The 19,759-nt window shown below is 59.4% G+C and carries 17 protein-coding genes and 1 tRNA gene; 11 read left to right on the top strand and 7 right to left on the bottom strand.

Going from position 1 to position 19,759, the window contains the following annotated elements; all coding sequences use genetic code 11:
* Window positions 1-313: 313 nt before the first annotated feature.
* Entirely contained in the window at window positions 314-1,066 is a 753-nt protein-coding gene (locus tag VGI36_14800) for an SDR family oxidoreductase (protein HEY2486417.1), read from the bottom strand.
* A 428-nt stretch (window positions 1,067-1,494) separates the two neighbouring features.
* Here VGI36_14800 and ssb point away from each other — a divergent pair, with 428 nt between their 5' ends.
* The 8 genes from ssb to VGI36_14760 all read left to right on the top strand — a co-directional run bounded on the left by ssb (window position 1,495) and on the right by VGI36_14760 (window position 6,029).
* The gene (gene ssb / locus VGI36_14795) at window positions 1,495-1,929 is read left to right on the top strand and encodes a single-stranded DNA-binding protein (protein ID HEY2486416.1); all 435 of its coding nucleotides are present in this window, start codon (window positions 1,495-1,497) and stop codon (window positions 1,927-1,929) included.
* A 107-nt stretch (window positions 1,930-2,036) separates the two neighbouring features.
* Window positions 2,037-2,342 carry a hypothetical protein gene (locus tag VGI36_14790; GenBank protein ID HEY2486415.1) on the top strand — a complete coding sequence of 102 codons (306 nt, stop codon included), beginning with the start codon at window positions 2,037-2,039 and terminating at the stop codon, window positions 2,340-2,342.
* Entirely contained in the window at window positions 2,339-3,451 is a 1,113-nt protein-coding gene (locus VGI36_14785; GenBank protein HEY2486414.1) for a tyrosine-type recombinase/integrase, read from the top strand. The genes VGI36_14790 and VGI36_14785 overlap by 4 nt, the downstream gene beginning before the upstream one ends.
* Window positions 3,452-3,510: 59 nt before the next feature.
* Window positions 3,511-3,606 (top strand) — tRNA-Sec (locus VGI36_14780).
* A 331-nt stretch (window positions 3,607-3,937) separates the two neighbouring features.
* A complete protein-coding gene (locus VGI36_14775) occupies window positions 3,938-4,495 on the top strand; it encodes a hypothetical protein (protein ID HEY2486413.1) in 558 nt (185 codons plus the stop codon).
* Between the two features lie 118 nt (window positions 4,496-4,613).
* Window positions 4,614-5,321: a CPBP family intramembrane glutamic endopeptidase gene (locus tag VGI36_14770; GenBank protein HEY2486412.1), complete on the top strand. Its 708-nt coding sequence runs from the start codon at window positions 4,614-4,616 to the stop codon at window positions 5,319-5,321.
* A gap of 69 nt (window positions 5,322-5,390) precedes the next feature.
* Window positions 5,391-5,804 (top strand): nitroreductase family deazaflavin-dependent oxidoreductase, encoded by a 414-nt coding sequence (locus VGI36_14765; GenBank protein HEY2486411.1) that lies wholly within the window; start codon window positions 5,391-5,393, stop codon window positions 5,802-5,804.
* Window positions 5,805-5,825: 21 nt separating this feature from the next.
* Window positions 5,826-6,029, top strand: coding sequence for a hypothetical protein (locus VGI36_14760; GenBank protein HEY2486410.1), 204 nt, complete (start codon window positions 5,826-5,828; stop codon window positions 6,027-6,029).
* A gap of 15 nt (window positions 6,030-6,044) precedes the next feature.
* Here the strand turns inward: VGI36_14760 and VGI36_14755 are convergent, their stop codons facing one another.
* The gene (locus VGI36_14755) at window positions 6,045-7,115 is read right to left on the bottom strand and encodes an aromatic ring-hydroxylating dioxygenase subunit alpha (GenBank protein HEY2486409.1); all 1,071 of its coding nucleotides are present in this window, start codon (window positions 7,113-7,115) and stop codon (window positions 6,045-6,047) included.
* A gap of 302 nt (window positions 7,116-7,417) precedes the next feature.
* Between VGI36_14755 and VGI36_14750 the strand changes: the two genes are divergently transcribed.
* Both VGI36_14750 and VGI36_14745 read left to right on the top strand, forming a co-directional pair.
* Window positions 7,418-8,524: a glycosyltransferase family 4 protein gene (locus VGI36_14750; protein ID HEY2486408.1), complete on the top strand. Its 1,107-nt coding sequence runs from the start codon at window positions 7,418-7,420 to the stop codon at window positions 8,522-8,524.
* Between the two features lie 31 nt (window positions 8,525-8,555).
* Entirely contained in the window at window positions 8,556-10,805 is a 2,250-nt protein-coding gene (locus tag VGI36_14745) for an amylo-alpha-1,6-glucosidase (GenBank protein ID HEY2486407.1), read from the top strand.
* A 42-nt stretch (window positions 10,806-10,847) separates the two neighbouring features.
* Here VGI36_14745 and VGI36_14740 read toward each other — a convergent pair whose 3' ends face one another.
* Both VGI36_14740 and VGI36_14735 read right to left on the bottom strand, forming a co-directional pair.
* Window positions 10,848-12,677 (bottom strand): kelch repeat-containing protein, encoded by a 1,830-nt coding sequence (locus tag VGI36_14740; protein ID HEY2486406.1) that lies wholly within the window; start codon window positions 12,675-12,677, stop codon window positions 10,848-10,850.
* 8 nt (window positions 12,678-12,685) lie between these two features.
* Entirely contained in the window at window positions 12,686-14,032 is a 1,347-nt protein-coding gene (locus VGI36_14735) for an MFS transporter (GenBank protein HEY2486405.1), read from the bottom strand.
* Between the two features lie 299 nt (window positions 14,033-14,331).
* On the opposite strand from VGI36_14735, the gene VGI36_14730 reads away from it, so the two are divergent.
* Window positions 14,332-16,221, top strand: a complete 1,890-nt coding sequence (locus VGI36_14730) for an ABC transporter ATP-binding protein (protein HEY2486404.1) — start codon at window positions 14,332-14,334, stop codon at window positions 16,219-16,221.
* 116 nt (window positions 16,222-16,337) lie between these two features.
* Here VGI36_14730 and VGI36_14725 read toward each other — a convergent pair whose 3' ends face one another.
* The 3 genes from VGI36_14725 to VGI36_14715 are packed head-to-tail and all read right to left on the bottom strand — an operon-like array spanning window position 16,338 to window position 19,759.
* Window positions 16,338-17,219 (bottom strand): dioxygenase, encoded by an 882-nt coding sequence (locus tag VGI36_14725; GenBank protein HEY2486403.1) that lies wholly within the window; start codon window positions 17,217-17,219, stop codon window positions 16,338-16,340.
* A 2-nt stretch (window positions 17,220-17,221) separates the two neighbouring features.
* Complete coding sequence (locus tag VGI36_14720; GenBank protein HEY2486402.1) at window positions 17,222-18,679, bottom strand: amidohydrolase family protein; 1,458 nt, start codon at window positions 18,677-18,679, stop codon at window positions 17,222-17,224.
* A gap of 15 nt (window positions 18,680-18,694) precedes the next feature.
* Entirely contained in the window at window positions 18,695-19,759 is a 1,065-nt protein-coding gene (locus tag VGI36_14715) for a maleylacetate reductase (protein HEY2486401.1), read from the bottom strand.

Genomic DNA, 19,759 nt, shown 5'->3' with positions numbered 1-19,759 from the left:
TAAGGCCGAGCGGTCGAGCCGGTCAGGGCAGGGGGCGGCGTCTCGTTAGCGTCTAGACCTGGTAGCCGCATCGTCTCAGGTAGAGACTTCCTGCCCCTACGAGGCGGAATTTGTGTCTCACGTCCGCGTCTCATTGAGGATATGTTAGCGAAACTGCCCCAGCTGCCCAGACGATCATCCCACTCCGACTGCAAACGGCACCACGGACCGGAACAGGAGACTGCAGCGTGAGCATCTCACTACAGGCCCTGCGAGTACGCCTGACCTCTTCGTCTAATTCCGTCGAATTAGGTCTGCTTGCCAGGACAGCCAGTTACCACTTCTCGACCCACGGCCGTAGCACCACCTCGAACGCCCAAGTTGACCGGTGCTGACGATGGAGCTGCAGATAGGTTTCCGCGATGTAGTCCGGGTCGGCCATGTTGTCGTCTACGCTGGTGCCTGCCAGGCGGTGGGCGCGGGTACGGTCTTCCTGGGTCCAGCCGATCGCGGCGTCGATCGGTACATTGGCTACATGGATACCCTGCGGCATCAGTTCCCGTGCCATACTTTGCGCGAGTCCAGCCTTGGCCTGGCATTCCATCGCAAAGGCGCCGCTCAAGGGGAAACCTTTAAGGGCCGCGCTGGCGTTGGTGAAGATGATCGTTCCTTTCGTGCCGTTGGCGTTGGGCTGGTTTTCGCGCATGAGTCGAGTTGCCTGCTGACCTACCAGAAAGGCGCTGAATGCTGAGTTCTTGAGTGTCTCGAGCGCCAGGCCCGGGTCGGCTTCGATAATCCCTTTCCGCAAAATGCCCTCAACCCGGCCGTCAATGCTGTTGACAACCAGTATGGGAGCCCCAAGGTCTCGAACAACCTTCTGGAAGAGCAGCTCCACGGCGGCAGGTTCGCTGGCATCGCACGCGTTGCGGCGCACGCCGTGCGTCTTCTCGAGATTCTGCAGGACCGGTTTGTCCGGGTTCCTGGCTGCGACGCCCACGCGCATATGTTTTTCGCGACTAGTCTGGCGCAACTCGAGCTGATACCGGGCCGCCGACAAACGGTGCAACGTCTTGAGTCCCGCGTTCATTAGATTGAGTCATGTTCCGTGCCCCCTTTCGTGTAAAGGAGATGAGTGAGGAGGGATCTAGAGTCGCTCAGTGATTCCACCGTGGACGATCGGAGAACGCCCGCAGGTCGATCTCGAAGGTCCAGGTGATCGGTGTTGTTGCGCAACGTGTAGGTAGGTCTCTGCGATCTGCACGGGCAGCATCAGTCCGTCATGTTCGTTGCCGCGGGTTTCTCTGAGCTGTTGGAACTTTTCCGGCGCGAGCATTTTTGCCCAAAGTGTCCCGCCGTCCGACGGTCCCGTCGATCACGATATGCGCGACGTGAATTCCTTTCGGTGCGAATTCCGCGTTGAGGGTCTGGCAGAGCATGCGTCGTCCTCCCATGGCGGCCGCATGCGAATGTTGACCACCGTTCCCACGCATCGCCGCGGTTGCGGAAAGCACGAGGATGGTTCCTTCGCCGCGCACTTCCATCAGCGGGCATAGGCCGCAAGGCCCTCCTGCTATCCGACTAATTGGGCATCTCGGGCAAGATCCGGAAATCCGCTACACGCCAGCAGGCTTACCGGTCGCGAACTTCACTGTGGCCACTGACGAGGTCTACGTTGACAAGGAGGGTAAACGCCAGGAGCGAACCGAATGGCATCGGATCGTGGTCATGGGAAAAGTCGCGCTTACCTGCAATGAGTACCTGAAAAAGGGCCGGCAAGTCTTCGTCGAGGGTCGGCTACAGACCCGCGAGTGGGAAAGTAATGGGCAGAGCGGCCGACGAACTGAGGTAGTCGCCACGCGTGTGCAGTTCCTAGGTTCGCCGCCGGATAGCGGTAGGGGAACCGAGGTCGCTGAATCTGATTTGGCCGAATCGGAACTGTTTTCTAGCTAAAAGGCGGGCGGGCCCACGCCTGCCCCCTGTTTCATCGAAAGAGGGTAACCGATTGCTCATATGCCGTTCTAACTCGGGAACATGCTGTCTTTTACCGGAGAAGTTCGGTGGTCGCACCCAGTAAATTGCCAAGCGCCGACGAAATTGCAGCGATGACGTCCGAGGAGGCGGAGGAAACTCTTGTCGCGGCAACCGCAGTATTACCCTTGCTTGTTGCTAAGGCCAAAGAGCTCAGACCGACTCAAGATCAGGAGTGGATTGGAGTGGCAGAAGCCGCGCGCACTTTAGGCATGAGCCGTTTTTTCTTTTACGACCACTGGAAGGAGCTTTCCTTCTGCCGAAAGATCGGCCGATCGGTGATGGTTAATCGCAAGGGTTTTAGGCAGTGGCTCGACAGCAAAAAGGCAGCGTGAAAGTTGCGGAAAATCTCTATCGCCGGGCCGATAGTCCCAATCTCTACATAGTCTGGCATCAGAGCGGTCGGAAACTCTGGAAATCCACCAAGACAAGTTCATTAAAAGAAGCTAAACGGTTGCGCGATGAATTCCTTGCTCTGGCCAGAGCATCGGGATTAACTCGCGACCAAAGGGTAACGTATGAGCAGATGCGCCAAGTGTACTTGGACCACTGTGCCGTGCACGGTCGCGGTGCATCCCTTCAGACGTTCCTCGACACCAGAGCGAAGCACCTTGATAAATTTTTCGGCGGTCTGCGCGCAATTGAAATTACGCAAAGCGGCGCGATTGGTCGATACGTGACGCAGCGGAAACGTGAGGGAGCGTCAAACGCAAGCGTGAACCGAGAAATGCAAATTCTTGGTCAGATGTTCCGGCTGTCTGCGGACGATGAGCATCGCTTGATATCGCATGGAATGGTGCCGCGCATCAAAAAACTCGAGGAGCCGCCACCACGCCAGGGAATTGTTTCGGAGAAGCAGTTCGCAGAGATTATCGGTGAGCTCCAACCATGGGCGATCGCGGCGGTCAAGGCCATAAAGATCACGGGGTGGAGGGTGCGTTCTGTCCTAACCCGCCGCGTGACTGACGTCGACCTTGAGAAGGGATTCCTTATCCTTGATTATCAATCGTCCAAAAACCGCACTGAATACAAGTGGCCCCTGATTGGAGAACTTGGCGAGCTCGTGAGTGCCCAACTTGCTCGAATTCGTAAGGACGAAGGCAAACTAAGGCGCGCAATTCCGTGGTTGTTTCATCGAGAGGGAGATCGGATCCCTTACGGTACACTTTACGATGCGTGGCGGGCAGCGGCTAACGAGGCTGGTTATCCCGGGAAACTGATGCACGACTTTCGTCGTACGGCTGCGACACGCCTCGATTCGACGCCTGGGATCTCCAGAACCGTCGCAATGACACTGCTTGGACACAAGACCGACATCATGTTTCAGAGGTACATCCAAAGCTACGACGAGCGCTTGATTGAAGCCGCCAAGACACTCGCGGAACATCGAAAGACCGAGCCGGCCAACACGAAATCGGTGCAGAAAACGGTCACAAATCGGTAGCACTGAGCTTCGAAATGCGCAGCCAGTTCTCAACGAAAGGCCAATGAAATCAAATATTTGGAGGAGGAAGGGGCCCGGTGGCCCCACCGGTCTTCAAAACCGGCCTGGCAGCCATTGCGGTTGCCGGAGGGTTCGACTCCCTCCCCCCTCCGCCAGAAACGCCTCCACTATTCGGGACACGCCAGAGCATCGGGTCGATCGGGTAGCGTAAGGCCGACCAAGCGCATGCCACTGATTTCGTCGTCCGCGTGACGATGAACAGTTGAGAAATCTTGCATTTCTCCAGACAATTGTCTAGTTGTTACCGACAAATAGACAAGTGCGCTGAGCGACGAGGATGCAGGCCTCTCTATGACACCGCCATTAATTTCGCATGGCTGTTTCGACCACTTCCGGAATCATTGCTGCGCCGTAGCCATTGGCGTCGTATTGACTGTCGGAGGATCCGCAAGTTGTTCGACGCTCAAGTCGAGCCAACCGTGCGAGGTGGATGCCTATGCCCTGGCTCATCCCCATCCGCTACCCGATGGTGTCCCGAACGATTGGGACAAAAGCATCCCGATTCCCGCGCACGCGACCGTCGCGGAAGTTTCCGACTTGCAAGGCTCGATGCGCCGGGTTGATTTCTTGACGCAAGGAGAAACCTATGCGGGACTCGAGTCCTTTTACACGAGTGAGTTGGGGATCGGGGGCTACACAGTGGAAAAACCTGTCGAAGAACCGGCAGACAAGACCTTTCACATCGCCTTTTCGGCCTGTGGACGGCACAATAACGTATTCATTTTTCCGGACCAGCAGAAACCGAAGGAGTTCGACGTTCGTGTCGTATACGTGGCGGATACGACCGCCACAAAGACGAGCACATCGAGTTCAGTGAAAAAGCTGTACGAAGCGTGCGCTTTTGGTGATGCCGACGCCTGCGACCAGGTGAATTCGCAATCGGGTGATCCGGCGGTTGGCGCTCAGCACGGAGCTATCATTCAAGAGGAGCTCAAGCCTCCCGAGCAACGTGAGAGGGATTTAGGTCCTTTTCACGGCTTGTGATAGAAGCCTCTCGAAGAATGGGGCTTGGTGGCCTACCGGTCTTCCTAAAACCGGCCTGGCAGCCATTGCGGTTGCCGGAGGGGTTCGACCCCCCTCCCCTCTCCGCCAACGTCGCCGTATGACGACCTTCCAACACACCGCGCTCCTCCTGATTGCGATATGGCTCGGGATCGTAGGCATACGCTTCCGTCGCTCGACCATTGTTTTGGTCGGAGGGCTTTCTACAATCGGCTTTTATACAGCCGTGGCACTTGCCCGCGGCACAGTATCGGCCGAGGAACTTGGTCTCGGAATGCCGGGCCGGCCGTTTGTCGCGATTGGACTTGTGCTGGTGTGGTGGGGCCTGATGCTCGCCTACAGCCCCATAGCTGACAGGTTAGCGACTCGATGGTTTGCCGAGCCACCCACTCTGCAGTCGTTCCGGGCGATACAGCAATCCACCATGAAACTGGTCGCCGGCATCCTGGTCGCGTGGGTCCTGGGAGGAATTTTAGAAGAGCTTGCTTTCAGAGGTATTGTACTAAGGTCGATAGAGTTGTGGCTGCGCGCCTGGCTCGGGGTTCCGATTGCTGCGGCGTGCGCGGTGTGGTTGGCGGCATCCGGAGCGGGCGTAATTCATATCTACCAGGGCTCGCGCGCGGTCGCGATAATAGTGCAACTTTCCGTTCTGTTCGGCGTTTTGTTTGTCATCAGCGGATACAGTCTTTTGGCCGTCATATTGTGCCATGGACTGTACGACACCGTCGCTTTCATTCGGTTTGCTAACAAGAAATCCAAGTATTCGAACCTTGAGGGTGAAGCGCCCTCGGCGTTCGTCAACAGCTGAAACCTGTGCGCTCGTGAACCAAATCGGTTATGCTGATGTTTCGCAATACTTCTACTCGGAGCGACTCGCATGGACATGAAAGAGATCAATCGCAAGGTTATCGAGGAATTCAGAGGCAACGGCGGCAACGTCGGTGGTCAGTTCGCGGGCGCGCCGATGGTGCTGCTTACCACTAAGGGTGCTAAAAGCGGCAAGACCTACGTAAATCCGCTGGTCTATTCGCGCGATGGCGACAAGTACGTGATCATCGCCTCCTATGCGGGAGGACCGAAAAATCCGTCCTGGTACCATAATCTGGTCGCCCATCCAACTCCGACGGTGGAGATCGGCGGCGAGCGTTTTCAGGCCAAGGCGACCTTCCCAAGCGGAGCCGAGCGCGAGCGCTTGTTCAATCAGCAGGCTTCGCAAATGCCGATCTTCAATGATTACCGGAAGAAGACGGCACGACAGATTCCCGTTGTGGTCCTCGAACGCGTCGGCTGACCAGCCAGAAGGATCGTGGCAATGATCCGATGCGTGATGGTATTCGCGCGCAACGGCAAATACCACCGCATTCCCGATGCGGAGGTGGAGGACTGGGAGGAGATACTGGAGGGAATCGACGGGGAGCCTGAGCTAATCGAGCCCATCGAGGGATGGGCACCCTATACGCACGCCTACCGGCTGCCCGATCGGTCGGTTTACCTGGTTGCGTTGGTAAAGGCTTAAAGACGCTCGCTGGAACTACCCACCCGATACAAAGCGATGTACCAGTTTCTGAAAGTGCTGGATGCCACGTTCGCGTGAGAGCATAAGTTGGCCGTGATTGATGACGCCCGAATCCAGGCCGCGCTGCACTGATTCACACAGCACGACGTCCTCCCGCTGAACCAGATCGCTCAACTCGACATACTCGCGAATCTCGTTTTCACTCACTTCTTCGGAGAAGTAGTAGTCGATGGTCTCGCGCGTGTGATGAACATCCAGCGGCCAGGTGCGCAGCACCTGCATCGCGTGAGGCTTCGCAGACAGCGCGAACATCACCGTCGGCCACAAGGTGACATAGTTCACGCCGCCGTTGCTGACACCGACAATCGGTCCGTAGTAGCTGGAGAAGTATTCGTTCGCGGTGTCAGAACTATAGGCATCGGTATCGATTAGTTCCGAAAATTTCGGATGCGCGACCGGACAGTGATAGCACTCGTTGAAATTCTCGATGACGATTTTCCAATTGGCCGACAAGTCGTAGAGGTCGCGGCGCACCATCCTCAGGCGACCGAGTTCTAACCCGGCACGCTCGAACAGGGCGGGCAGTCCGGCATTTATCTCGCGGAACGAGCGCGCCAGAGGATCGGGGTTCACGAAGATCAACGGCCCCCACTGCTCCAGCGCGAACGGGATCAGCGAGAGATTCTCCTTTGCGAATGAGGGTTGCTCATTGGCGCGCGGCGCCGCCCGCAGCGAGCCGTCGAGATTGTAGGTCCATCCGTGGTAGTGACATTGCAGGGTCTTGCGATTGCCCGCACATTCCAGCACCACCTCGCTTCCCCGGTGCCGGCATACGTTGGCGATCGCGCGAAGCACGCCGCTGTCGTCACGCGTTACGACGATTGGAATATCGCCCAACCGTGCGGTGAAGAAATCGCCCGCTCTCCCCACCTGCCCGGCGTGACCCACGTACTGCCAGCACTTGCGGAAGATATTTGCGTTCTCGACGGCAAAAACCGTGGGGCTCACGTACCATGCCGCCGGCAAAGTCTCACCTTGCTCGAGGCGCCGGGCCAGCTCGCTGTCAGTCTGGAGATCGGAAGTCATTGCGCTTCTCCTAGGAGCGATTCCAGCCTCATTTAAACTATCTGCAGTTGCACTGCCGGGAAAGAACACCGCGATGGTGCGGTCGGTGAATTTTGCGTGACTGAAAGTCACGGCAGCAGCGCGATCTGTGGTTTCGGCTCTACCGTGACGGGGTAGCGCCGCGGCATCGCTCCACCAAGGGGACTTGCCAGGCGGAAGCTTGCATAAGACGGTCGTTCCAGTCGCGGTGGCACCATGCTTATATGTGGGCCGATTGATCGCTGTTTGCCGCGCGGGCGCCGCAATCGAAAGGAGCACGGGTTTTGCCAAGTAAGAGAGCGAGGAACACCAGGCCGCCGCGTTCCGATTTCAGGCCATTACGGATTGCACAGATTGCCCCGCTCTATGAGCGCGTTCCGCCCAAGCTCTATGGTGGCACCGAGCGGGTCGTTGCATATCTCGCCGACGAACTGGTGCGGCGTGGCCATAAGGTTACGCTGTTTGCCTCGGGCGATTCGTCAACCAAGGCGCGACTGCATGCTGGTTATCCGGAATCACTACGATTGGCGGGCCTCTCGGAGCAAGGTGTATTCCTCCACTTTCCGATGATCAGCGATGCCTACAGGAATGCTGACCAACACTTCGACATCATCCACGGTCACGTAGACTATTGGACGTTCCCGTTTGCGGAACTTTCGCCGGGAATTCCGTCGCTAACCACTCTGCACGGCCGCCTCGACATCGATGCGCTTGTGCCGATTTACTCGCGCTATCGCAAGGCCCCGGTGGTCTCCATCAGCGACGCACAGCGCACGCCTCTGCCCTTCCTGAACTGGCGCGCAACCGTGTATCACGGCCTGCCAGACGACGTGCTCCACTTCAGTCCCGGTCCGGGCAAGTACCTGGCGTTTCTGGGCAGAATCTCCCCGGAAAAGCGGCCGGATCTCGCAATGGAGGTCGCGCGCAAAGTCGGGATCCCACTCAAGATCGCGGCCAAGGTCGACGTCCCCAACAAAGCCTACTACGAAGCAGTAGTGAAACCGCATCTGGCGCCGCCCGACATCGAATACATCGGTGAGATCAACGAGGTTGAGAAGAATGGTTTCCTAGGCAACGCGGCGGCGCTGTTGTTTACCATCGATTGGCCTGAGCCATTCGGTCTGGCGATGATCGAAGCGATGGCGTGCGGTACTCCGGTCGTCACTCGGCCGTACGGATCCGTACCCGAAATCGTGAAACCCGGTGTCAGCGGATATATCGCAAGCACGGTGGATGAGATGGCGACCGCGGTGCGCAAGGCGGTCGAATTGCCGCGCGCCAAGGTTCGCGCGGAGTTCGAGCAGCGATTCACAGTCGAGAGGATGGCCCAAGCATACGAGCGCGTTTATCGTCGTCTGATCGCGATGAGGAAGCCTGCAAAAAGACGCTAACGGCGGGACCAACCCGAAAAGGCACGGTCTGATGAAACAGGAGACCAAGACCGCAGCAAAACGAGCGCGCAAGGGGCCCGGCGTGGCCAAGGCGCGTACCGTTCTCAAAGTCGGACCGGATTTCTACGTTCTAGCTTCGTCGCTGACCTCGCGTCGCGAAACGCGGGTGCTCGCCGATGCGCAAAGCTTTGCCGTGTTCGAGGTTGGCGGCGACATTGCAGATTCCCCCGTCGAAGCATTGGGATTCTTCTTCAAGGACACGCGTTTTCTAAGCGGGTTCGAAATGAGCATCGCCGGCCAGGCCCCCTACTTTCTCAACTCCTACCTGAGCGACGATAACGCAGAGTTTCGAGTCAACCTGACCAATCCGGACCTCACCGCAACGGAGGGCAAGATCGAGCTGCCCCGCAACTCGATTCAGATCGAGCGCAGTTGGGTGATAGTCAACGCCGCGCTCTACCACCGTCTAGTTGTCAGCAACTACTCGCACGCGCAGGCCAAGCTCCCGTTTGACCTGGTGTTTGGCGTGGATTTTGCCGATTTATTCGAGGTTCGGGGTGTGCAACGAAGCCGGCGCGGTCAGGATTTGCCCGTCCAAACCGGCGACGGCCACGTCCGGTTCCGTTACCGCGGACTGGACAAGGTGACGCGCTTCACTGAGATCACGTTCGACCCTCTTCCTAAAGCACTGGACGATCGGCGCGCTTCTTTCGCCCTGGAACTTAAAGCCGACGAATGTGTGAAGCTGGAGGTCCGTGTCAGTTGCGGCATTGAGGAGGCCACCGGGCGGCCTCTAATGGTGAACCCTCCGGCGAATTTCCAGGGTGCGCTGGCGGCGCGACACAGTGAAATTGCCGCGGCGCGAGAGGGATGGGCCAACATAACCGCCAGTCACGGAATCCTGGATTTCCTGCTGCGGAGGTCGGCAGCCGATCTAACCTCGATCGTCGCACACACCGACCGCGGCTCGTTTATGATGGCCGGCATCCCGTGGTTCGCGACTTTGTTCGGACGTGACAGCATCTTTACGGCCCTGTCGGTGTTGCAGTTCAACCCCGACATCGCGGGGCGCACGATCAAGATGCTGGCCGGGCTACAGGGCACCAAGGTTGACGACGCGCGCGATGAGCAGCCCGGCAAAATTGTTCACGAAATGCGAGCCGGCGAAATGGCAGCCACCGGAGAGATTCCGTTCGGTCGCTATTACGGCACCATCGACGCGACGCCGCTTTTCCTCTGGCTGGTCGGGCTCTACGTTTCGATAACTGGAGACCTTAAGCTCGCGACCGACTTGTGGCCGAACGTCGAGCGGGCGCTCGAATGGATCGACAAATGGGGCGACCGCGACCACGACGGCTACTTAGAATACATGCGGGAAACGCCGCAGGGTCTAGCCAACCAGGGCTGGAAGGATTCCTTCGACTCCATCTCGCACGCCGATGGCGCCCTGGCAGCGCCTCCCATCGCATTGTGCGAGGTGCAGGGTTATCTCTACGCCGCCTATACCGAAATCGGCAGCGTTGCCACTCGCCTCGGGCACATCGAGCTGGCGGGCAAGTTGTCCCAGCGGGCGGCCGCCCTGAAAAGCAAGTTCATCCGTGACTTCTGGATCGAGCAGAAGCAGACCGTCGCGCTGGCGCTGGATGGCGACAAGAAGGCCTGCAAGGTGATGAGCTCCAATGCGGGCCACTGCTTGGCGACCGGAATCGTGGACGGCGCACAAGGCCAGAAGCTCTCCGCGCGGTTGCTGCTCGACGACATGTTCACGGGATGGGGCATCCGGACGCTCAGCGATTCCGAGCGCCGCTATAATCCGATGAGCTATCATAACGGCTCCGTCTGGCCGCACGACAACGCGATCGCGGCGCTGGGGCTTGCGCGTTGTGGTAATCGCGACGGGGTAATTCGTATCCTCGAGGGTCTGCTCGATGCGGCGGTCAGTTTCCGGAGCGGCAGTCTGCCCGAGCTGTTCTGCGGTTTTCATCGCGAACCTCAGCTCGGTCCGGTCCCTTATCCGGTCGCCTGCCAGCCGCAAGCGTGGGCGGCGGCCAGCGTGTTCCTGATCCTTCAGGCGATCCTCGGAATGCGTATCCAGGGCTTTGAGAATAGCGTAACGATCGAGACTCCCGTGCTGCCCTCCTGGCTGGATTGGATAAAAGTTGAAAACCTGAAGGTGGGACAGGGAACGGTCTCCTTAAATTTTCGGCGCATGCCAAGTAACGCCGCGGCGGTGGAGGTTCTCGCCCGGCAAGGCACGGTCGAAGTCAATATCCATAAGTAGACGCGCCGATTGCGAAAACTAGCGTGCCCTCGAGAGGCTCGCTTAAGGTGCCGGTTCGTTTTCGGCGCCGGGAGTCGAGTTCGCGGTCGCTTGTAGCCCTGCGGTGCCGGTAAACCCGGCCGAGGTGGGCATCGTGGTTGGCGTCGCCGTAAGCGTGTCGGTAGCGACTTCACTCATCGTCGGCGCCGCCGTGGTAGTAGCGGTTGCAGCCTCGCTCGTCGTGGGTGTAGCCGTGGGGGTGTCGGTCGGGACCTCGCTCGTGGTCGGCGTAGCTGTCCCGGTTTCGGTAGGTGCCTGACTCATCGTCGCGGTCGCCGTGCTCTGAATTTCGGGCGTAGTGCCGGTCGTGGCAGTCGGGGTAACCGTAGTCGAAGACGTCGGCAGTATAGTTACGGATTCCCTCGGTGTGACGGTCGCGCGAAGGGTTGACGTTTCAGATGGGTTGGTTGACCTCGGAGTTTCCGCTTTCTTCACGATGGCGGGAGTTGCTGGTTTTCTTGTAGAAGACGCCGGGGGCTTTGCGCTGGCGTGCGGCTTGCGGGATGCCGTAGCCACTGACGTCGGTGTTGAGGTAGCAGTGGCCGACGCTGTAGGGGTGGCCGACGCCGTCGGGGTGGCCGTCTCGGTGGGGGTGGGAGTTGGGGTCGCGGTCGGAGTGGGTAGGACCCACTTCACTGGCCATCGCACGTAGATCAACGTAGCGGTGTGCGCAGCGCGTGCCATGATCATCGTACCTGCGGCCGTAAATTTGCCAGTTTGGGGATCGTACAGTTCGGCGGACTCCAGCGGTTTGAACGTAAGATCGAATCCTCCCGCGATCAGCACCTTGCCATCGGGCAGTAAGGTTGCCGAATGCCCGTAACGCCCCGTGCTCATCGCTCCGGTCGACTCAAAGCTACCTTTCGAGGGATTGTAGAGTTCGGCCGAGTTGTCGTTGTGCCCACCCGCGATCAGAACCAGATCGTTTTTGAGGAGGGTGGCGGTATGCCCGGCGCGGCTCTCTTTCATTTTTGGTCCTGATTTGAAAAGTCCGGTCTTCGGACTGTAGAACTCCGTCGTGTCGAGCGCCGCGTTTCGCGAATATGGGCTCCCGCCTGCGATTATCACGCGTCCGTCGGTCAGGAGCGTTGCGGTGTGGTAAATCCGATCGCTGCTCATCGAACCAGTAACTGAAAACTTGCCGGTCGCGGAATTGTAAAATTCTGCTTTGCGGTCGCCTCCGCCCACGATCAAAACCTTCCCGTCGGTGAGCATCGTGGCGGTTTGTCGATAACGACTGAACTCCATCTTTCCGGTCGCTGCGAAGGCGCCGGTCTTCGGGTCGTACAGTTCGGCTGCATCGGTGCTGCCGCCCACGACCAGAACCTTGCCATCGCGGAGAACTGTCGCAGTGGGCTCATCGCGCGGATCGCCCATGTATACGGCCTTGCCAAAGCCATCCTCGGGCGAGAAAACTTCGGCCGACTTCAGAATCCAGGGCATTGCCGGCCCAGGAAACATGATCGTGGGGACCAGAACGGCATCGACTCCCCCGACAATGAGCACGCTGCCGTCCGTAAGCCTGCACGCATCGTGGTGGTCGCGGCGCGAGTCCATTTTCTCGACCGGCAGAAATTGACCGTTCTCGACATCATAAATTTCGACGCTATCGAGAACCGCGGGGCTCTGGCCGGTCGGCACGTCCACGGTACCGGTACCTCCGGTGATAAGCACCACCGGGCGTAGTACGACAGTTGGGGTTGCAGTAGGCGTCAAGGTGGGCGCCGGTTTTCGACGTCGATGACGGGTGCGGGCGGGCGCACCTGTGACGCACAAGCCGACCATCAGCAATGCCACGCTGAGCGCGGCAAGCACCCGTGCGTTTCTGCTCAAGCGCGTCGTCATGGTTTGTGCAGCGAAGCCGCCAGGGGCGCCCGACCGGGAACTTTCTCCCACTCGTCTTCCTTGGCGGCGACCTTGAGTGGCAAGCCACGAGTTTCATCGATGAACAGTCCGAAGATGAGCGCACTGGGCAGGCCAAGCAGCGCTAAGTAGCCAATCACGTTGGTAAGGCCGCCGAGCGGACCAATCAAAGCAGCGATCATTGCCTGCGCGAGCATCGAAAAAAGTGCCCCGACGATCATCTGCCAGCCCATGATGGTCGAGCGTAGCGCGGCGGGGAAAAGCTCTGTCGCCGCCGCGTTTGCCCCCACCGTCATGATGCCGGAGCCGACTTTGAACCAGCAGTAGATCGAGGTAAGCCACACCATCGGCCAGGCGAACGGCACGTTTGGCCACCAGTAGAAAGCAATTGCACCCAGCCAGGCGGCACCGCCGAAGTAGGTGACGGTGGGCACCCGCCCGAAGCGTTCCGAGGTCCAGGCCCCAATCGGAAAGCCAAGCATACCGACCAGCATTCCGGTGACTACCAGTGTACTTGCCTTGGTCGGCGATAGTCCGATGATGGAAACTGCCTCGTAGTAGAGCCACCCATTTACTGCGGTACCCGCCACCGTGGCGAGCGCGGCGTTCGAGATCAGTGCCAGTGCCCGGCGACGATAAATCAGGTTGAAGACGTCGTAGATGCGGCTTTTCGTGGTGGTGCCTTTGGATCGCTGCTCCGCCCATTGCGTCTCCGGAAGCATCCGAGCCACCGGCAAAAGCAACGCGATACCCGCGACGGATGGAGCGAACAGCCAGCGCCATGAATAACCGAGTTTGAGCAGCACCGGAATTACGAAGTATCCGAGCACGCCGCCGACTGCGCTGGCGGTCGCGGCCGCGGCCTGCCCGCGGGCGCGCTGGTTCATGGGAAGCTCCTCGGCCAGCAGAGCTATCGCGGACGTTACCGAGCCGCCCAAAAGCGCCGCGATCAGTATTTGAAAAATCGCGAAAGATACGGGACCGCCGGCCGCTGCGCTGGCCAGCGAGAGCAGAGGAGAGAGCAGCAAGCCGAGCAAGATAATCCGGCGTCGACCGACCCGGTCGGCCCAGCGCGCAAGTGCCAGCGAACCAAAGGCCGACAACGACATCCAGGCAAAGAGCTCGGCGAGCTTGGACTGATTGAGCGCGAAGCTCTTGGAAATCCAGGGTGAAGCTATCCCGGCGATGGAGAGGGTATAGCCCTGATAGACGAGCAGGATAACGATGGCCGAGATAATCGTGAAGGTTTCGCGAACCGATTCGCCCGAGCCAACCGCGACGCTGCCCGCGGCAGATACATCGGTTCCGGCTGGAGGGGTAGCCATCCCTAGACGGCCGAAACGTCGCCTGGCCCGGCCAAATTCTTGTTTTGTTCTGGTTGTCGCGCCACGGCCACGCCCCCCCTTACTCGCTAGCGTAAACCGTGTACACCAGTTGAGCTAACGAGCCTCACGAAATGCGGCAGCCCAACTGCGTTCGAAGTGCAGTTCCTGCGCAAAATACCCCCCAAAATCAAAGAAATTAAGGGATCCTGGCGCCGGATCTAAGGGGCACGCCGATTGCAGTTTACCGGCTGAGAGTTCGGGGGAATAGACTCCCGAGAAACGAAAGGCGTTTTACGAATATGGACGGCAAACTTGAAGAGACCTCGAAGCATCCGTTGCTCAGGTTCCTGTCCTTTCTGAAACCGAACGCGCAGCTGGTTGTGGGTGCCGCCCTGATGGGCATCGGCAAGTTTACCCTTCCGCTCGCCTTCCCGATCGCTTTCCGGTACGTGGTCGATGTCCTGCTTGCGGCTCATCCCCATCCGGATGGCATCAGCCTCAAAATCGATCACTGGTGTATCGCCATTGCCAACCTGCTCGGGTTGGGGACGGCGGTCCAGGGCAAGCTCGCCGCGTTGAGCATCGTGCTCCTGCTCGCCTACGCGACCCAGGCCGCGGCCAGCTACTATCGCAACTACTGGGCGGGTCTTGCCGGTCATCGACTCATCTATGATCTGCAGTGCAAGCTGTTCGCCCATCTGCAGAGGCTCCCTCATTCATTCTTCGATCGCAATCCCGCAGGTGCGATTGTTTCCCGGGTGCTCAACGACGTTTCTCGCGCCAACGAGCTCATCGATTCGGCGTTCGTCGACGTGTGGATGGACGCAACCTCGCTGATAATCGTGGTGGCCCTGCTCTTCGCAATGGATTGGCGCCTGGCGGTGGTAGCGCTCGCGATCGCGCCCTTCTGGGTAGTCTTTATCCGTATCTTCTCGCCGCGAATTAAGGCAGTCAGCCATCGAATGCAGGAAAAGGTTGAGGAGATAGCCGGCGAGGTGCACGAGCGCGTCATTGGCGCGACCACCGTCAAATCGTTCGGCGGAGAGGAGCGCGAGGTGCATCGCTTCCAGAAACAGGGTGGCGATATGTACTCGCGCTCGATCGACAAGGTGCGCCTGGCGGCTTCGCAGGAAATGCTTATCCAGCTTCTGACCCGTTCCGCACCGGCGGTGGTGCTGTGGGTCGGAGCTCTCATGATCGTACGCGGCACGACCACGCTGGGCACCCTGATGGCGTTTTTTCTCTATGTGCAGTTTGTGTACGTGCCGCTGGAACGCTTCGCCCAGCTCTCGATCGTCGTATCGGGTTCGCTCGCCGCAATTGAGAGGATGTTCGCCTTTCTCGATCTGAAACCTGAGATCGGGGACCATCCGCTGGCCCGCCCCTTCCCGGTCAAGCGCGGCGCGGTGACCTTTGAGGGCGTGCATTTCGGATATCCCACGCGCGATGGTGCGGAGCGTCGCGAGGTTCTAAAGGGCATCGATCTCAACATCCCCGGCGGGTATCGAGTCGCACTGGTGGGCCGTTCCGGCGCCGGCAAGACGACCCTCTCTAGCCTGATTCCGCGCTTCTACGACGCGACTGGCGGTCGCGTGCTGGTGGATGGCAAAGATGTGCGTCACTACACGCTCAAATCGCTGCGACAGGCAGTCAGTATGGTCACTCAGGATGCGCTTCTGTTCAGTGCAAGCGTGCGCGAAAACCTCCTCTACGCGCGTCCCGATGCGACCGACGAGATGATGTGGCAGGCGCTGGAACAGGCCAGCTTGCGTGACTTCGTGGAACAGTCACCAAACGGGCTCGACACGATTATTGGCGAACGCGGAGTCAAGGTGTCAGGCGGACAGCGCCAACGGCTCGCGATTGCCCGCGCGTTTCTGAAAGACTCGAAGATCGTCATCCTGGACGAGGCAACTTCGGCGGTCGACTCCGAGTCGGAAAACCTCATTCATGAGGCCATGGAACGGTTGATGGAAGGCCGCACGGTCTTCCTGATCGCCCATCGCCTGCGCAGCGCGGTCACCGCCGACCTTATCGTCGCACTCGACCACGGCAACGTGGCCGAGGTCGGCACACACAACGATCTGCTACGGCGCAATGGAACGTATGCCCGGCTATACCGCGAACAGACCCGCGGCCTTATCCTGGCGCAACAGCGCGAAGCGGACGGCTACCAGGTCGCCTTTTAGTCGCGGCTGCGCCGAATTACTGTCAGCCAAGAGGGCCCAGCATCTGCTGGGCCCTCGTTCGTTTCGGGCAGAGCGACTCCCGCGATGAGTCACGCTCGCCGCGGTACGACGATGAGTTACATTGACGCCGCAAGCTGCCCGCGTCTTCCTTTCTTTGTCGATTCTTTGGAATCGAGGACGAAGTCGAATTCGATGGTCGACGCGGCCCCGTTCCTTCCCGAACCGCGGTAGCTGACCACGAGCGACTTCTTCGCGCCGAAAACGACATCGGAGTCCAGGTAGCGGTCTCCCGCGACATATAAGGCGGTGGTCAGGGTCCGGTAGCCGGGCGCCGCGATCTTGAAGTGGACATGGGCCGGGCGATAGGGATGACGCGCCAATGTCCGCAGCATCTTTCCTACCGGACCGTCCGAGGGAACCGGATAGCTCGAGGGCTTAACCGAGCGAAAGCGAAACCGCCCATCCGCCCCGGTTCGCAAGCGGCCCCGGAAATTCATTTGGTCTGAATTCTTTTGCTGCAGGTCATAAATTCCGTCCGAGGAGGCTTGCCAGGTATCGATCAGCGCGCCGGCGACGGGTTCGCCAGCGGTGTTCAATACCCGCCCCGCTACCATCAGCTTCTCGCCAGATGCGCCGTGAGAGATATCTCCGTCTATCGGAAACATGGGGGCACCCTGGCGAAAAAAGGGCCCGAGCAGGCTCGAATCAGTCGCAGTGGATTCGCCTTTGCGATTGGCCATCAGATCGACGACCGCGCTCAGCCCGAGCGTATCCGACAGCAGTATAAACTCCTGGCGCTTTTCATCCGTGATGTGGCCCACGGCGGTCAGGAACTCAATGCCGGCCAGCCATTCCTCGGGAGTCAGCTTAACTTCGCGCGCGAAATCGTGAAGATGATTCATGAGGGAGCGAACAATCTGCTTGAGGCGCGGGTCCTTGCATTTCGACATTCGGGCGATCGCATTACGCGTAATTCCAGCTGCGGTTGGTGTTTTCATGGTTATTCCGGCCCACCCTTCGAAGGTTTTTCGGCCAGCAAACGGACAACGTCTTGTTCTACAATCGTTCCCTTAAAGAAATCCGGATTTACGTCCGCCTTCGCGTGCACCGGATTTGCAAAAACGAAATCGCGGAAGTCTCGTCGGTCAATCAAGCCCTCGTCCACCAACTCGTGGGCTTCTTTGGCTGCGTCACGCATATCAGGCAGGTCGAAATGTCCGATGTCGGAGCTGTAAACAGCGCCCAACCGGGTGCCCATCGGGTTTTTCTTCGCGTCGAAAGCCAGCGCCGTCAGCTTGTCGTCGCCCTCACAGCCGAAGAAAAACTTGGTAGCGAATAGGTCTCGGATATCTTCCTTGCAGCTGATGCCGCAGCGAGCGAACTCGTCGAGCGTGGACGGATCCTCCGGCCCGCCCCATAGCAAGTGCGACCGGTCCTCGCCCAGGCGGGCGACTGCCGCCTCGCCGTAGTCGCCGCCGTATTCTTGAAACAACTTTCGCATCAGCGGAAGGTCGAGTTTGTCGGGCGCCAGGTTCCTCACCGCCTCCAGATTGCGCTTTTGCCAATGCCCGATCAGATCCCCGTACAGCGTCGCAGCCCACGCAACCCCTCCTTCCATGAATGCGAAGCGCAATTGCGGGAAACGTCGCGTCACCCCTCCCAGGAACAGCGCCTTGCAGATGGATTCCGCCGACGCCGCGAAGTGGCCGATATGGTTGTACACGAAGTTGGAGACCGAGGTACGAAATCCCAACCCGCTACTCGGCGAGTGAAAGGTCGGTGCTACTTTCAATTCTAGGCACTTCGCCCAGACCGGGTCGTAGTCGTACTCGCTGTCGATGCACAGGTTGTCAGACCAGAAGCCGCGTGCCGATTTTTCGGCAACCGGGCGACGGACGAAGGAGGGCATCAGGATGGCCTTGAGCTTCAAGTCCCGTACCGCGTGTTCCAGCTCGGCAATCGCTTCGCGTGGGGTATGCATGGGAATGATTGCGGCGGGGGTCATTCGATCCGAGTATGCCGAGAACAACTGCGCGTGCATGTCGTTATAGGCGCGACAGAGGATGGGACGCATCTCATCGTTGCCCATGTGCAGCATGAACATGCCCATGCTCGGGTAGATGATCGTAAAATCGAGACCCATTTCGTCGAGGCGCTCATGTAGCAGCTTGGGTAGCGAACTGGTCGCCCGGTCGAGAGTCTGGAGGGTGGGATGTACCCACCATTGCATCCTCGGCGCGCGCAGGTCGCGACGCTGCGCGGGGGTCAGACGGTACCACCGGAAGAAGTAGGGACTGTCGCTTAGCGACTTGAACTTCTCGACCATCTCAGCACCCGCGGTAGCCCTCAGGAAATCGAAAAACGCCGGCTCGAACTCCGCAACATGCCCGTCGGAGTCGATAATCGGATGTTTGAGACGCGCGCGAATTTCAGCTGACTGAGAGGTCCCGCTCTTCATGACTCACGCTCCACGTCAACGCGGTGTCGGCGGACGCCCGCAGAATGCATACTCCAACAACCCACGAACTCCCTCGCGAGTGACAGGTCGCGGATTGTAGTAGGGACTTTCCACCGCGAGGTCGGCGGCGCGATCCAGATCGCTTTCTTTCATTCCAATTTGGCCAAGGCTGGTGGGCGCGCCCATGGAGGCAGCGAGCGCATACAGGCCGGCCGCGCCCTCGTCGACACCCAATGCTCGCGCAACCCGCGCGATGGCTTTGGGTGCGGCAGCCCGATTGTATGCCACCACGTAGGGCAGCACGACGGTGTTGGTTTCGGCGTGGGGCAGATTGAAGGTGCCGCCGAGCACATGACAGAGCTTGTGATGAAGCGCCATGCCCACCGCGCCCAGCGAAGCACCGGCAAGCCACGCACCATACAGAGCTTGCGAGCGTCCTTCGATTTCGTGTGGGTTCTTAACCACTGCGGGAAGGCTGGTTGCGAGCGCTCGAATACCCTCTTCCGCCATCAGTGAGATGACCGGATTCGCATCTTCCGCATACAGTGCTTCCACGCAATGCGCGACCGCGTTCATTCCGCTGGTGGCAGACAGCAGGGGCGGCAGCGTGACGGTTAGCTGCGGATCGTAGATCACGGTCCTGGGGAGTACCCGCGGGTCGCGCCCGGTCCGCTTGATGCCGGCCTCGGTCAATCCCCAGATGGGAGTCATTTCGGAACCCGCATAAGTAGTCGGCACCGCAAGAATCGGAAGCGCCGAAACGAGTGCGATGGCTTTTGCGAGTCCGGTGGTGGAACCTCCACCCACCGCTACACAGCAATCCGCGCTCAGTCGTTTAGCTTCTTCGCGCGCGGCCTCGGCCGTCGCGAGTGGCACGTGCATGGTTGCTTGCGCAAACACTCCCACCGCTCGGGCACCGATTCGACCGGCGACGGCTTGCGCCTGATCACGCTGCTCAGGTGTGGCGAGCACCAATGCGCGCGAAGCGCCCAGAAGCTGGATCTCGTCGGGCAGGCGCTCCAGGCTGCCAGCACCGAAAATGACTCGCGCGGGTAGTGCCTGATATGTAAAGCGCAGCAT

Source organism: Candidatus Binataceae bacterium, from assembly GCA_036495685.1.
Classification (GTDB): Bacteria; Desulfobacterota; Binatia; order Binatales; family Binataceae; genus JAFAHS01.
This window is presented reverse-complemented; position numbering and strand designations above follow the sequence as displayed.

Coding starts and splice junctions, on each gene's coding strand:
- VGI36_14760 (HEY2486410.1), top strand. CDS start 5,826: ATGATCCGATGCGTGATGGTATTCGCGCGCAACGGCAAATACCACCGC.
- VGI36_14755 (HEY2486409.1), bottom strand. CDS start 7,115: ATGACTTCCGATCTCCAGACTGACAGCGAGCTGGCCCGGCGCCTCGAG.
- VGI36_14800 (HEY2486417.1), bottom strand. CDS start 1,066: ATGAACGCGGGACTCAAGACGTTGCACCGTTTGTCGGCGGCCCGGTAT.
- VGI36_14770 (HEY2486412.1), top strand. CDS start 4,614: ATGACGACCTTCCAACACACCGCGCTCCTCCTGATTGCGATATGGCTC.
- VGI36_14730 (HEY2486404.1), top strand. CDS start 14,332: ATGGACGGCAAACTTGAAGAGACCTCGAAGCATCCGTTGCTCAGGTTC.
- VGI36_14720 (HEY2486402.1), bottom strand. CDS start 18,679: ATGAAGAGCGGGACCTCTCAGTCAGCTGAAATTCGCGCGCGTCTCAAA.
- VGI36_14745 (HEY2486407.1), top strand. CDS start 8,556: ATGAAACAGGAGACCAAGACCGCAGCAAAACGAGCGCGCAAGGGGCCC.
- ssb (HEY2486416.1), top strand. CDS start 1,495: ATGGTTCCTTCGCCGCGCACTTCCATCAGCGGGCATAGGCCGCAAGGC.
- VGI36_14715 (HEY2486401.1), bottom strand. CDS start 19,759: ATGCTGCGCTTTACATATCAGGCACTACCCGCGCGAGTCATTTTCGGT.
- VGI36_14765 (HEY2486411.1), top strand. CDS start 5,391: ATGGACATGAAAGAGATCAATCGCAAGGTTATCGAGGAATTCAGAGGC.
- VGI36_14725 (HEY2486403.1), bottom strand. CDS start 17,219: ATGAAAACACCAACCGCAGCTGGAATTACGCGTAATGCGATCGCCCGA.
- VGI36_14735 (HEY2486405.1), bottom strand. CDS start 14,032: ATGGCTACCCCTCCAGCCGGAACCGATGTATCTGCCGCGGGCAGCGTC.